The following is an 11,680-nucleotide window of genomic DNA, read 5'->3' as shown; positions in this document are numbered from 1 at the left end:
GTGCTCAATCAGGGCTATTGGGAAGAGACCACGGAAAGCCTGACATTGATCGTCTTTGCGGTGATCTTCTGCATGGGGGTTGGGGTGCCAATTGGCATCTATGCCGCGCACCGGCCACGGTTCTTCAAGGCAATCCTGCCGATCCTCGACATGATGCAGACGATTCCCACCTTCGTTTACCTGATCCCGATGATCGTGCTGTTTGGAATTGGCATGGTGCCGGGCCTTGTCGCAACCTTCATCTTCGTGATCCCCGCCCCCATTCGCCTGACCCAACTGGGGGTCAGCCAGGTGCCCACGGCCCTGACCGAGGCGGGCGCGGCCTTTGGCGCCACCCGGATGCAGACCCTGTGGAAGATCGAGCTGCCCTCGGCCTTTCCGCAGATCATGACCGGCCTCAACCAGACCATCATGCTGTCGCTGTCGATGGTGGTGATTGCAGCCCTTGTGGGCGCAGATGGCCTTGGTGTTCCGGTGGTGCGGGCGCTCAATACCGTGAATGCCTCTCTGGGGTTCGAAAGCGGGCTGGTGATCGTTGCGGTTGCCATTGCCCTTGACCGTATGCTGCGTGTGGAGAGCTGATCATGACCGCTGTTGAATTTGATAATGTCTCGATCGTCTTTGGCGACAAACCCCTATCCGCCCTGCCCGCAATGGATGCCGGCAAGGACCGGGCGCAGGTGAAGGCGGAAACCAGCCAGGTGCTGGGGGTGCATAACTGCTCGCTGTCTGTCGCCGAAGGGGAAATCCTGGTGTTGATGGGCCTGTCAGGGTCCGGCAAGTCCACCCTGCTGCGCGGCGTGAATGCCCTCAATCCGGTGGTGCGTGGCTGTGTGCGGGTGAATGACGGCAACGGGTTGGTTGATGTGACCAATGCAGACGCCGCCACCCTGCGCCGGATCCGCCAGAACAATGTCGCCATGGTCTTCCAGCAGTTTGGCCTGCTGCCCTGGCGCACGGTGCGCGAAAATGTCGGCCTTGGGCTGGAGCTGGCCGGCGTCCCCCTGGCCACTCGCAACACCAAGGTGGATGAGCAGCTTGCCCTTGTGAACCTGACCGAATGGGCCGAACGCAAAGTGGGCGAACTGTCAGGAGGTATGCAGCAACGTGTGGGCCTTGCCCGTGCCTTTGCCACCGACGCCCCAATCCTTTTGATGGACGAGCCCTTCTCGGCCCTTGACCCGCTGATCCGGGCGCGGCTTCAAGACGAGCTGATCGAGCTGCAACACAAGCTCAAACGCACCATCATCTTCGTGTCCCACGATCTGGACGAGGCGTTCAAACTGGGCGACCGGATCGCCATCATGGAGGGCGGGCGCATCGTGCAATGCGGCACCCCGCGCGAGATTTTCACCAATCCGGTGGATGAATATGTGGCGGATTTCGTCGCCCATATGAACCCGCTGGGCGTTCTGACCGCCCGCGACGTGATGGACCCGCCGGGCCCCGAAATCCTGCCGATGCAGGTGGGCAAATTCACCCCCGTGCGTGAGATCCTTGAAATGATGACCGACACGGAAAACCGCGTCTCGGTCGTGCATGAAGGCGCGTTGATCGGTGAGGTGGTGCGCGCCCAGGCGATCGAGGGGCTTTTGGATCCGCGCAGCATCAGCTCCGGCCCCTGAGATCCGGTCCCTGAGACACGCCCCGAACAAGATACCAGCCGGGACAAGAGACCCCCTCTTCTCCCGGCTGGTCGGGCCTCCGAATTATGGGATTTCTGCCCACCCTACTTGCTGTTATGGTGCAGATATCTTTCGGAGGCCCCTTATGTTACGACCCTTTTGCATCAGTCTCACCCTGTTGGCTCTGACCGCCTGCGCCACGCCGCAACAACGCTGTATTTCAGATGCGTCCGCGACCATGCGCAAGGCAGAACGCAATGCGAAACGCATTGAAGGTAATATCGCCCGAGGCTATGCCATCCACCGCCAGACCATCCGCGTTCCCACGGTGGAAATCTGCACCAACCCGGACGGGTCGACCTATACCTGCATGGATCACGATCACCAGGTGATCGAAACACCTGTCGCCATCGATATTGCAGAAGAGCGGCGCAAGCTGGCCGAACTGCGAAAGATTATCGCCCAAGAGCGACCCAAAGTGGCGAGCGCCACACAAAGCTGCATCGCCCAGTTCCCTGAATAAAGATCGACGCCGTGGCACTTCCCCCTGCTGCCCCAAAAATCGCCTTGGTGCTGGGGGCCAAGCTTACCCCGGACGGGCGCGCCACCGGCGCCCTGCGCAGGCGCGCGGGCCATGCGGCCCAGCTGTGGCATCGCGGAGAGATCGACCTGATTGTGGTTTCTGGTGGTGTGCCGCAATCCGGGATCACCGAAGCCTCCGCAATGGCTGAACTGCTGCGCGAGACCGGCGTTGCAGGGGAGAGGATCATTCTGGAAGATCAGGCCCGTAACACCTGGGAGAATATTGCCCTCTCACGCCCTCTCATCGCGGAGGGGGCAGAGATCACTTTGATCACAGACAGATATCATGCGCCACGGGCCAGATTGATGGCACGACGTCAGGGGGTGAGGGTCCGGGTGGATTGCCCGTCGGATCGCCACACGCCCCTCCCCCTCAGACTGCAAAGCCGCCTGCGCGAGGCGGCGGCAATGCTATACTATCTTCTCCTCGGCCCACGCCTCTGAGCGGCAAAGGCAGATCATATTTACTTGCTGACGCTCACCTGCACCGAGGTGCCCAGACTGCCGCGCCCATAGATGCGCACGTATACCGTGGCCCCTCCCTGCACCAGATTTCTGGCGGCCTTCGGGTCTATGGTCCCGTTCTTCACCATCTGTTCCATGATCGCGCGATTGTCGATTGATCCGAAAAAGGGATCCCACTCATCGCCCGACTGACTGACGCCAAACCGGTGGTAGTTGGCACGATCCTGACGCAGCACCTGCCAGGGTTCACTCAGGCGGGCACCTTTGTCATTGGTCAGGTCCGCCTTGCCGATATAGGCCCGATAGGCACCGATCAGCTCATCTGCCATTGCCGGCATCACCGCCCCCGTCAATGCAAGAACGGCCACGATCGGCAAGGCAAAGGATTTCACAATAGCCATGATGGGTCTCCCTGTTTGGGTCAGTTTGCGGCCTGCGGCAGCTGTGGTCAATTCTCCACCGCCACCATATGCGTTTGCGGGGTCAGAGGCCATAGTCGCACTTGGAGCCGGGGGCCTGCGGGGGATCCCCCAAGCCCACCAGCCAGAAGACGGTCAATCACCCGCCAGCATCAATCACCCGCCAGTAACAGTCAGCCCCAGCATACGCCACGCATGCATTCCACCGCGATAATAATGGATGCGTTCGGCCGGATACCCTGCCTCGATCATGCGGCGGATGGCCGTGGGCGACTGACCACACCAGTTCCCGTTGCAAAACAGCGCCACCGGTTTGGCACCTTCACAGTCGAACCCGTCGAAATCCACTTCGCAGCCCAACTCATCCAAGCGGTCCGCGGCCTCGTTATACGGAATGGAAATCGCGCCCGGAATGGTGCCGGTGGCGTGGTGGTCAGCGACACGGCTGTCGACCACAATCACCTCGGGATCTTGCAAGAACTCCAGCATTTCCAACTCCCCCACCGGCGTCACCCCCGGTGCCGGATACATCGGCTGCACGCAGAAATTCGGGCACGCGCGCGAGGTGCGCGCCCATTCACCGGACAGTTCATTGGCGGTATCCTGCACCCGCTCGATCACCACATCTCCGTTTGTGGTGGGCACGGTGACCGAGGCGATATCGGGCCTGATATTCACATCCCCTGCAAGAACCGGCCCGGCAATAACCGAACTGGCCAGGGCCGAAACGGCAGCGGCAAAAAAGATCTTTCTCATAATTCATCCTGTTGGTTTATGAAGTCTTGTCAGTTGTAGGTTTCAAATACGTCGTACATCACCGGCTCAAAGCTCTTGCACAGCTCGGCAATCCTGCGGTTGCGTTCCCGCATCTCGGGTGTGCGCAGCATCGCCTGGAAATCTTCGCGGCGATTCCATTGCGAATAATTGGCGATCCGCGTCTGCGCATCGTTCACATGCAGACCTGCCCCCATGAAGCCCGGCTGTTTCGAAATGAAATTCTCATAGGCATCGGTCAGCGCATCCAGAAGGTCCTGGCAGGTGCCGGGGGTCATCTCAAAAGTGGTAATGACGGTCTGGTAATCGGGGGCTTTGCTGATGGTGGGCATGGTGTCCTCCTTGTTGTTCTTGGTTGTTCCTGGCCTGACTTACCTAGGACCCGACTTTCGCGGGCCTGACTTTCACGGGCCTGACTGTCACGGGCGGGAACCGATCCGCAAAACAACCACCAAGGGGCAGCACGCCGCAGGACCATGGCCGTCCCTGACGCCACTGACCGCCGCGGGGGTACGGATCAAAACGTCACGGCACCCATAAGAAAAGCCTAACCCCCTTTTAAATATATGAATAGGTGTTTTTGACAGGAGGCCGCAAATGACGCAGAGGCCCCCTAGTTTCCAGATCAGTCGAAAACGTCAAACAGCTCTTTCAGGAAAGATGTGCGCTTTTTCTTGCGATAAGATTTCTTGTATCCCGCGCGTTTGTCGTCAGAGCCACGCTTCTCATATCGATGTTTTTTACCGCGTGCCTTGCCATGATCATCGTCATCATACGGTGCCGCCCTTTCGGCCTCTTCCCAATCCCGCCGCGGGTCGGGATCACAGCCCCGCAAAAGGCGTGGATCATCCGGCAAATCCTCTGATGTCCGACGCAAGCTGGGCGGAGGAGCCTCGCGATAGGGGTCAGGATCAGCCAGTTCCACCGCGGGCGTGGCTTTTTCAATGATCTTGTCCAATTCACCTCGATCCAACCACACACCACGACATTGCGGGCAATAGTCGATTTCGATCCCCTGCCGCTCTGCCATCCTCAATTCAGCGCCATCAACGGGACATTTCATCACCAGCTCCTCCTGTCTTGAACAGGATATGGGCATGAAAAAAGCGGGCAACAAGGCCCGCCTTTCCCAAGTTGCTGATCTCGTAAAGGATCAGCGCGACACATGCACACAGCAGGGCGCATGGCGCACAACCCGCGCCGCCGTTGAGCCCAGCAGGAAATCGGTCAGACCCGGACGGTGCGACGCCACAACGATGCAATCAACGTCGTGACGCGTGGCATAATCCACAATCGCATGCCCGGCATGCCCGGACACAACCTTGGCCTCCACCCCCGGCATATCAGCCAGTTCCTGCTGCAGCCGGTCCTCCAGCTGATGGGCATTGCCCGAGATCTGCCCCTCGGGCAGGTATTGCGCCACGTAAGAGGGAATTTCCTCCATCACGTGCAGCGCGGTGATCTTCGCACCTTCATCAGCCAGCACTTTCGCAATCTTCAGCGACTGATTGCTGTCACGGTCATGATCAAGGGCGATCGGGACGAGGATGTTTTTATACATGAGGGCGCTCCTTTTTCCTGCGCGCATATCCATTCACAGCTGACGGTAAGCCTGAAATGCGAGCGCCACCATGATCGAAGTCAAACATTTACCCCTTCCATCGGGGCCAGCCACCGTGTCCGCCCCCTGCCCCAGATCCCACCCCAAACCATCGCGCTTTTTTCTTGTCACAAATATCCCGGGGTGAAGGACGCAGTCCGAGGGGCAGCGCCCCTTATGTCCGTACCCCTGCCCGGCTGCAGAACGGCTTGCTGGCTTGACTCTGCCCCCAAGACACCCTAAATCCTCCTCAAACCCCGGGAGTCGTGTAACTTCCGGTCCCATGGCTTATGCCGGGATCGCCCCCTGTCAGCGCGTCGCGCCCACAGGGGCGTTACTCGTTTGAGCGTCTGGGAACAGTTGGATATGCACCCGTGCGCCCTTATCTGAGGGTCAATGAAACGGCGAAAGGAGCCGCAAATGTTTGAGAGCCTGTCAGATCGCCTTTCCGGTGTCTTTGACCGCCTGACGAAACAGGGTGCATTGTCCGAAGAGGATGTAAAAACCGCGCTACGCGAAGTGCGCGTGGCCCTGCTTGAGGCGGACGTCTCGCTGCCGGTTGCGCGTGATTTCATCAAGAAAGTGCAAGAGGCCGCCACCGGTCAGGCCGTGACCAAATCGGTCACCCCCGGCCAGCAGGTCGTGAAGATCGTTCATGACGCGCTGGTGGATGTGCTGACCGGCGAAGGGGAACCCGGTGCGCTGAAAATCGACAGCCCGCCCGCCCCGATCCTGATGGTTGGTCTACAAGGTGGCGGTAAAACCACCACCACGGCGAAGCTCGCCAAACGGCTGAAAGAAAAAGACGGCAAGCGCGTTCTGATGGCCTCGCTGGACGTTTATCGTCCCGCAGCAATGGACCAGCTTGCGGTGCTTGGCACACAGATCGGCGTCGACACTCTGCCGATTGTGAAAGGTCAAAAACCCGCCGACATCGCCAAGCGCGCCAAGCAACAGGCGACGATGGGCGGCTATGACGTCTACATGCTCGACACGGCCGGACGGTTGCATATCGACGACGTGCTGATGGGCGAGGTCGAGGAGGTTTCCAAGATCGTCACCCCGCGCGAAACCCTGCTGGTGGTTGATGGTCTGACCGGTCAGGTCGCCGTCGAGGTTGCACAGGAATTTGACGACAAGATCGGCATCTCGGGCGTGGTTCTGACCCGTATGGACGGTGACGGGCGCGGTGGTGCGGCCCTGTCGATGCGCGCCGTGACCGGCAAGCCGATCAAATATGTCGGCCTCGGCGAAAAGATGGACGCGCTGGAAACCTTTGAACCGGACCGGATTGCCGGTCGGATCCTGGGCATGGGCGACATTGTGGCCCTTGTGGAAAAGGCACAGGAAACCATCGAGGCCGAACAGGCCGAACGCATGATGAAGCGGTTTGCCAAGGGTCAGTTCAACATGAACGACCTGAAAACGCAGCTTGAACAGATGATCAAGATGGGTGGCATGCAGGGGATCATGGGGATGATGCCCGGCATGGGCAAGATGGCCAAACAGGCCGAAGCCGCCGGCATGGATGACAAGGTTCTGAAACAGCAGATCGCCCTGATCCAATCCATGACCAAGCGCGAACGCGCCAACCCGCAAATCCTGCAGGCAAGCCGCAAGAAACGTATTGCCGCCGGCGCGGGCATGCAGGTTTCCGACCTGAACAAACTTTTGAAAATGCAACGCCAGATGTCCGACGCCATGAAAAAGATGGGCAAGATGGGCAAAGGCAAGATGCTGAAACAGGCCCTTGGCGGGATGTTCGGAAAAGGCGGTGGCATGCCCGATATGGGGGGCATGGATCCGTCGCAAATGGATCCCAAAGCACTGGAAGCCGCAGCAAAAGCCATGGGGGGCAAGCTGCCCGGTGGCCTGCCCGGCCTCGGCGGCCCAGGCGGCCTGCCCGGTGGCCTCTCGGGCCTTGGCAAAAAGAAATAAGGCAAAGCAGACCCCGTCATGAATGTCACGATCGAAACCCCGCGCCTTGTGTTGCGCCAGCCCGAAATGGGCGACTGGGAGGCTTTTGCCGCCTTCCTGGGGTCGGATCGTGCCGGTTTCATCGGCGGGCCCTACAGCGACCGCAACGCCTGGCGCGCCTTTGGCCATATGGCCGGGCATTGGACCCTGCTGGGGTTCGGTCTGTTCGTGGGCGTCGAGAAATCCTCGGGCAAACCCGTGCTGTCCGCCGGTCCATGGAAGCCGGTCGGCTGGCCCGAAGCGGAAATCGGCTGGTCGGTCTGGGACCCCTCCATCGAGGGCAAGGGGCTGGCCTTTGAGGCGGCGCTTGCGACCCGCAGCTGGGCATATGAGACCCTCGGCTGGGACACTTGCGTCAGCTATATTGACGAAGACAACCTGCGTTCGGTTGCGCTGGCAAAACGGCTGGGCTGCGAAATCGATCCGGACGCGCCGCGCTTTGCGGTCGAAGAACCGCTGGATGCAACGCCCTATCACGTCTGGCGCCACCCAGCCCCGGACAGTGATGGCAATCCGGAGGCCTATGCATGACGCGCCTCTCCGGTATCCCCACCCTGACCACAGACCGCTTGACCCTGCGCGCGCCGGTTGAGGCAGATTTTGAACATGTGGCCACTTTCTTTGCCTCGAAGGAACGCAGCTGGGGCTTTGGTGGACCGTTGGACCGCACCGGCGCCTGGCGCTGGTTTGCTGCCAATATTGGCCACTTCGCGCTGAAAGGGTTTGGCTTCTGGTTCCTCGAAACAACCGAGGGTGAAACCGTTGGTATGGTGGGGCTGTGGGGCCCCGAAGGCTGGAACGAGACCGAGCTGGGCTGGGTCATGTTCGAAGGGGCAGAAGGCAAGGGTTATGCCCGTGAGGCTGCCGAAGCAGTGCGGGCTCATGCCTATGACACGCTGGGCTGGGACGCGCTGTGTTCCAACATTTTTCCCGGCAATGAACGTTCCGTTACGCTGGCCGAACGCATGGGCGCCCGCCTTGAGGCCGAATGGGACAGCCCGACCCACGGAACAGAGCTGGTCTATCGCCACCCCTCAAAGCAGGAACTGGCAGAGATGAAGGAGACACGCGCATGAGTGACGCAGCCATCCGCGCAGCCGAGCTGCTGAAAGAGCATCGTGAAAGCATCGACCGGCTGGACGCGATCCTGGTCTACACGCTGGGCGAACGGTTCAAGCACACGCAGGCGGTGGGCAAGCTCAAGGCGACCCATGATCTGCCCCCGTCGGATCCGGCCCGTGAGGCGTCACAGATTGAGCGGCTTGAAAACCTTGCCCGCCGCGCCGATCTGGACCCGGAATTTGCCAAGAAATTCCTGAACTTCATCATTGATGAAGTGATCAGGCATCATAAAAAACATCAGGAATAAAACCCTGAGATTGCAGGAACAACCGAACACCGAATTGGGGCCATGCTGCACCGCGGCCAACCCCCTCAATAGCTGGAAAAAAGGAAAACTCTCATGGCTATGAAAATCCGTCTTGCCCGTGGTGGCTCGAAAAAACGCCCCTTCTACCGTGTTGTGGCCGCTGACTCGCGCATGCCGCGCGATGGTCGCTTCATCGAGAAACTGGGCACCTACAACCCGCTGCTGCCGAAAGACAGCGAAGAGCGCGTGAAGCTGGACATGGAACGCGTTCAGTACTGGCTCGACCAAGGCGCCCAGCCGTCGGATCGCGTTTCGCGCTTCCTCGAAGCTGCTGGCGTTCTGGCCAAGAAAGAGCGCAACAACCCGAAAAAAGCCGTTCCGGGCAAGAAAGCACAGGAACGTGCCGAGGAAAAAGCTGCCAAAGCTGCTGAGGCTGCTGAAGCCCCGGCTGAGGAGTAATCCTCTTTCGGGCTGGCAACCGGGCAGACCGGCCTTGCCAGCCCTGACGGAGAACGGGAGAAAGATCTGCGATGCACGCCTTTTCCGACGCGTTTCAATCGGATCTTGAAACCCTTATGCGGTGGCGGCGCGATGTGCGCCGCTTCCGTTCCGACCCGGTGGATGAGGCGCTTTTGCAAGACTGCCTCGACACCTTCCTGCTGGCCCCTTCCGTGGGTCTATCAGAACCCTGGCGCGTGGTCAGGGTGGAGAGCGCGTGCGCACGCAAGGCGGCGCTTGAAAACTTTCAGGTAGCAAACAAGGCTGCCCTTGCCGGGTATTCCGGTGAAAAAGCAAAGACTTATGCGGGACTAAAGCTCTCTGGGATGCGTGATGCCCCGGTGCAATTGGCGGTTTTCTGCGATGAGGACACCGCCAAGGGGTCTGGGCTGGGCGCAGGCACAATGCCTGAAATGCGCCGCTATTCCGTGGTGTCGGCCATCATGCTGTTCTGGCTTGCGACCCGTGCCCGTGGGTTGGGATTGGGCTGGGTATCGATCCTTGACCCAGAGCAGATTTGCCGCGATCTGAATGTCCCGGACACTTACAAGCTGGTTGGGTATTTCTGTCTGGGCTGGCCTGAGGTTGTGACAGACAGCCCCGAGTTGGAAGAACAAGGCTGGGAGGTCCGCCGGGGCCACCTGCCACTTGAAGTAAGGTAATGAAATGGGTTTGATTTTCCGTCCTATCCGCACCATTCTTCTGCTGGGATCCGTTTTCCTTGCTGGTGTCTTTTTCGAACGTTTCCAGATGAAAGACACCTGTCTGGACCGGGGCGGATCCGTTCAGAACGGCATTTGCACAGGTGTGAAATGAGCGACGATCGGATTTGTGTGGGCGCCCTTGCGGGGGCCTTTGGGGTGCATGGTGAGGTGCGGATCAAAAGCTTTTGCGCGGATCCCGGTGCCATTGCCGACTATGGCACACTCTGGTCCGAAGATGGCCGCAAAAGCTATGAAATCACCCTGTCCCGGCCGATTAAAAGCGGCTTTGCCGGGCGTGTCTCAGGAATTGAAACAAAAGAACAGGCGGATGCGGCCCAAGGGGTGCAGCTTTACGCCGACCGCGACGCCCTACCCTCATTGCCGGATGATGAGTTTTACCACGCTGACCTGATTGGCCTGTTGGTTCTGGATGCGGGCGGGCACGAACTGGGCCGGGTGAAAGCCGTGCATAATCATGGCGCAGGGGATGTGCTGGAAGTGCTGGGCCCCGGCATGAGCACCGGTGCGCTCCTTCCGTTCACCCGCGCGGCCGTGCCGACCGTTGACCTGACCGCGGGGCGCATCATCGCTGATCCGCCTGACGGGGTGTTTGCGTCTGACGAAGACGGCGACGAGGGCACGGATTAAAGCGCAAAGACCTGTTCGGCAAATTTCAAGATCTGCTGCAACCGGTGCTGTTGCCCCTCGCGTCGGTCCTCGCGCCGTTTCGGAATGTCACTCCAGTCGCCCAGCACCTGAATTGGCAGGATATAGTCCAGCGCAGGCCGGGCCGCTTTGGCAAGGTCCGCTCCGTATCCCGCCCAGAACGCCTGAACCGGAGCCGATGAGGGATCGGGGTCAAACCACCCGTGATAGCGCACGAGGAACTTGCCAAGGTCATGCGCGGTCGCGACCTGACACACCGGACCGAAATCAATGCCGACAGCCCCCTGATCCGTGATCAGCAGGTTGCGCAGATGCAGATCCCCGTGGGTGGCCGCCGTCAGGGTTTCCTGCCCCCGGGCTTTTTCAGCCATGGCCGGGATCTGCGCCGCACAGGCAAGAAACAGGTCGCGCCTGGGCACATCCACACTGCGGTTTTCAGCCTGCGTGCGCATCGTTTTGGCCCATCGAAGCATTGCATCCGGTTTGATCAACCGCGTCTCACCCAATGTCTTTCGGTGAAACCGCCCCAGCCATGTTCCGCACGCGGCCAGGACATCACACCGATCGGCCAGCCCCAGATCCGCCAGTTCCAGCATCTGATGGGCAGAGCGGCCCGGAATATGGCGAAGCACAAGGCTGCGCGTATCCGGGTGGACCGAGAGGATATCCGGCACCGCCTCTGGGCCAAGGATATCCAGCGCGTGGCGATGCCCCTCCACATCCCGCACAAAACCGGCGATATCCGCCCCGGTGGTGTCGCCTTTCACCACCACATCAATCGCACCACCCTGCTCCGCCCCTTGCGCCACCCCGGTAAGACGCAACACAAAGCGGCGTCCTTTGTCATTTTTCCGGTCCGCCAGCAGCAAGGGCCTGAGTTGGGGCAGATGTGGTCTGAGCCAGTCATGATGGGCCGCGACCTCCAAGGTCTCGTGCAAAGCGTCCTGACTGTGCATTTCGTCGATCACCAACCCGTTCCAACTGTTTGCATTTTGATCAAT

General features: G+C 60.0%; 18 protein-coding genes. 12 read left to right on the top strand and 6 right to left on the bottom strand.

The features are described 5' to 3' along the window. The 4 genes from XMD517_RS15170 to XMD517_RS15155 form a co-directional block, all read left to right on the top strand. A partial coding sequence (locus XMD517_RS15170) for an ABC transporter permease subunit (RefSeq protein ID WP_173507587.1) occupies positions 1 to 582 on the top strand: 582 nt, incomplete at its 5' end. Positions 583 to 584: 2 nt separating this feature from the next. After that, positions 585 to 1,625, top strand: a complete 1,041-nt coding sequence (choV, locus tag XMD517_RS15165) for a choline ABC transporter ATP-binding protein (RefSeq protein WP_173485387.1) — start codon at positions 585 to 587, stop codon at positions 1,623 to 1,625. 145 nt (positions 1,626 to 1,770) lie between these two features. Beyond that, positions 1,771 to 2,148 carry a hypothetical protein gene (locus XMD517_RS15160; RefSeq protein WP_173485386.1) on the top strand — a complete coding sequence of 126 codons (378 nt, stop codon included), beginning with the start codon at positions 1,771 to 1,773 and terminating at the stop codon, positions 2,146 to 2,148. An 11-nt stretch (positions 2,149 to 2,159) separates the two neighbouring features. Then, on the top strand, positions 2,160 to 2,651 hold the full coding sequence (locus tag XMD517_RS15155; protein WP_173485385.1) for a YdcF family protein: 492 nt from the start codon (positions 2,160 to 2,162) through the stop codon (positions 2,649 to 2,651). A 20-nt stretch (positions 2,652 to 2,671) separates the two neighbouring features. Here the strand turns inward: XMD517_RS15155 and XMD517_RS15150 are convergent, their stop codons facing one another. From XMD517_RS15150 to XMD517_RS15130, 5 genes are all read right to left on the bottom strand, one after another. Beyond that, positions 2,672 to 3,073, bottom strand: coding sequence for a hypothetical protein (locus XMD517_RS15150; RefSeq protein WP_254449627.1), 402 nt, complete (start codon positions 3,071 to 3,073; stop codon positions 2,672 to 2,674). A 174-nt stretch (positions 3,074 to 3,247) separates the two neighbouring features. After that, positions 3,248 to 3,847 carry a rhodanese-like domain-containing protein gene (locus XMD517_RS15145; protein WP_173485384.1) on the bottom strand — a complete coding sequence of 200 codons (600 nt, stop codon included), beginning with the start codon at positions 3,845 to 3,847 and terminating at the stop codon, positions 3,248 to 3,250. Between the two features lie 29 nt (positions 3,848 to 3,876). Next, a complete protein-coding gene (locus tag XMD517_RS15140; protein WP_173485383.1) occupies positions 3,877 to 4,197 on the bottom strand; it encodes an antibiotic biosynthesis monooxygenase in 321 nt (106 codons plus the stop codon). Between the two features lie 293 nt (positions 4,198 to 4,490). Then, positions 4,491 to 4,928, bottom strand: a complete 438-nt coding sequence (locus XMD517_RS15865; RefSeq protein ID WP_173485382.1) for a zf-TFIIB domain-containing protein — start codon at positions 4,926 to 4,928, stop codon at positions 4,491 to 4,493. A gap of 90 nt (positions 4,929 to 5,018) precedes the next feature. Then, positions 5,019 to 5,426, bottom strand: a complete 408-nt coding sequence (locus XMD517_RS15130) for a universal stress protein (RefSeq protein WP_173485381.1) — start codon at positions 5,424 to 5,426, stop codon at positions 5,019 to 5,021. A gap of 459 nt (positions 5,427 to 5,885) precedes the next feature. Between XMD517_RS15130 and ffh the strand changes: the two genes are divergently transcribed. From ffh to rimM, 8 genes are all read left to right on the top strand, one after another. Continuing rightward, on the top strand, positions 5,886 to 7,403 hold the full coding sequence (ffh, locus tag XMD517_RS15125) for a signal recognition particle protein (RefSeq protein WP_055188646.1): 1,518 nt from the start codon (positions 5,886 to 5,888) through the stop codon (positions 7,401 to 7,403). An 18-nt stretch (positions 7,404 to 7,421) separates the two neighbouring features. After that, the gene (locus XMD517_RS15120) at positions 7,422 to 7,973 is read left to right on the top strand and encodes a GNAT family N-acetyltransferase (protein ID WP_173485380.1); all 552 of its coding nucleotides are present in this window, start codon (positions 7,422 to 7,424) and stop codon (positions 7,971 to 7,973) included. Beyond that, positions 7,970 to 8,518, top strand: a complete 549-nt coding sequence (locus XMD517_RS15115) for a GNAT family N-acetyltransferase (RefSeq protein WP_173485379.1) — start codon at positions 7,970 to 7,972, stop codon at positions 8,516 to 8,518. Before XMD517_RS15120 ends, XMD517_RS15115 begins: the two co-directional genes overlap by 4 nt. Further along, positions 8,515 to 8,811 (top strand): chorismate mutase, encoded by a 297-nt coding sequence (locus XMD517_RS15110; protein WP_173485378.1) that lies wholly within the window; start codon positions 8,515 to 8,517, stop codon positions 8,809 to 8,811. Before XMD517_RS15115 ends, XMD517_RS15110 begins: the two co-directional genes overlap by 4 nt. A 93-nt stretch (positions 8,812 to 8,904) precedes the next feature. Continuing rightward, the gene (gene rpsP, locus XMD517_RS15105; RefSeq protein ID WP_173485377.1) at positions 8,905 to 9,270 is read left to right on the top strand and encodes a 30S ribosomal protein S16; all 366 of its coding nucleotides are present in this window, start codon (positions 8,905 to 8,907) and stop codon (positions 9,268 to 9,270) included. A gap of 71 nt (positions 9,271 to 9,341) precedes the next feature. Then, positions 9,342 to 9,971 carry a 5,6-dimethylbenzimidazole synthase gene (bluB, locus tag XMD517_RS15100; protein WP_173485376.1) on the top strand — a complete coding sequence of 210 codons (630 nt, stop codon included), beginning with the start codon at positions 9,342 to 9,344 and terminating at the stop codon, positions 9,969 to 9,971. Positions 9,972 to 9,975: 4 nt separating this feature from the next. Further along, entirely contained in the window at positions 9,976 to 10,125 is a 150-nt protein-coding gene (locus XMD517_RS15095) for a hypothetical protein (protein WP_173484793.1), read from the top strand. Continuing rightward, entirely contained in the window at positions 10,122 to 10,661 is a 540-nt protein-coding gene (gene rimM, locus XMD517_RS15090; protein WP_173485375.1) for a ribosome maturation factor RimM, read from the top strand. Before XMD517_RS15095 ends, rimM begins: the two co-directional genes overlap by 4 nt. On the opposite strand, the gene XMD517_RS15085 is transcribed toward rimM, so the two are convergent. Further along, positions 10,658 to 11,647: a phosphotransferase gene (locus XMD517_RS15085; RefSeq protein WP_173485374.1), complete on the bottom strand. Its 990-nt coding sequence runs from the start codon at positions 11,645 to 11,647 to the stop codon at positions 10,658 to 10,660. The two genes, rimM and XMD517_RS15085, sit on opposite strands and share 4 nt — an antisense overlap. Between the last annotated feature and the right edge of the window lie 33 nt (positions 11,648 to 11,680).

This window comes from Aliiroseovarius sp. xm-d-517 (assembly GCF_013283135.1).
GTDB lineage: Bacteria > Pseudomonadota > Alphaproteobacteria > Rhodobacterales > Rhodobacteraceae > Aliiroseovarius > Aliiroseovarius crassostreae.
Note: the sequence above shows the minus strand (reverse complement) of the source record. Positions and strands in the feature narration are given on the sequence as shown.

What these genes read in the sequence shown, in the direction of transcription:
- XMD517_RS15095 (WP_173484793.1), top strand. Translation starts at nt 9,976, where the DNA reads ATGGGTTTGATTTTCCGTCCTATCCGCACCATTCTTCTGCTGGGATCC.
- XMD517_RS15145 (WP_173485384.1), bottom strand. Translation starts at nt 3,847, where the DNA reads ATGAGAAAGATCTTTTTTGCCGCTGCCGTTTCGGCCCTGGCCAGTTCG.
- XMD517_RS15110 (WP_173485378.1), top strand. Translation starts at nt 8,515, where the DNA reads ATGAGTGACGCAGCCATCCGCGCAGCCGAGCTGCTGAAAGAGCATCGT.
- XMD517_RS15115 (WP_173485379.1), top strand. Translation starts at nt 7,970, where the DNA reads ATGACGCGCCTCTCCGGTATCCCCACCCTGACCACAGACCGCTTGACC.
- bluB (WP_173485376.1), top strand. Translation starts at nt 9,342, where the DNA reads ATGCACGCCTTTTCCGACGCGTTTCAATCGGATCTTGAAACCCTTATG.
- XMD517_RS15150 (WP_254449627.1), bottom strand. Translation starts at nt 3,073, where the DNA reads ATGGCTATTGTGAAATCCTTTGCCTTGCCGATCGTGGCCGTTCTTGCA.
- rimM (WP_173485375.1), top strand. Translation starts at nt 10,122, where the DNA reads ATGAGCGACGATCGGATTTGTGTGGGCGCCCTTGCGGGGGCCTTTGGG.
- rpsP (WP_173485377.1), top strand. Translation starts at nt 8,905, where the DNA reads ATGGCTATGAAAATCCGTCTTGCCCGTGGTGGCTCGAAAAAACGCCCC.
- XMD517_RS15120 (WP_173485380.1), top strand. Translation starts at nt 7,422, where the DNA reads ATGAATGTCACGATCGAAACCCCGCGCCTTGTGTTGCGCCAGCCCGAA.
- ffh (WP_055188646.1), top strand. Translation starts at nt 5,886, where the DNA reads ATGTTTGAGAGCCTGTCAGATCGCCTTTCCGGTGTCTTTGACCGCCTG.
- XMD517_RS15140 (WP_173485383.1), bottom strand. Translation starts at nt 4,197, where the DNA reads ATGCCCACCATCAGCAAAGCCCCCGATTACCAGACCGTCATTACCACT.
- XMD517_RS15130 (WP_173485381.1), bottom strand. Translation starts at nt 5,426, where the DNA reads ATGTATAAAAACATCCTCGTCCCGATCGCCCTTGATCATGACCGTGAC.
- choV (WP_173485387.1), top strand. Translation starts at nt 585, where the DNA reads ATGACCGCTGTTGAATTTGATAATGTCTCGATCGTCTTTGGCGACAAA.
- XMD517_RS15865 (WP_173485382.1), bottom strand. Translation starts at nt 4,928, where the DNA reads ATGAAATGTCCCGTTGATGGCGCTGAATTGAGGATGGCAGAGCGGCAG.
- XMD517_RS15160 (WP_173485386.1), top strand. Translation starts at nt 1,771, where the DNA reads ATGTTACGACCCTTTTGCATCAGTCTCACCCTGTTGGCTCTGACCGCC.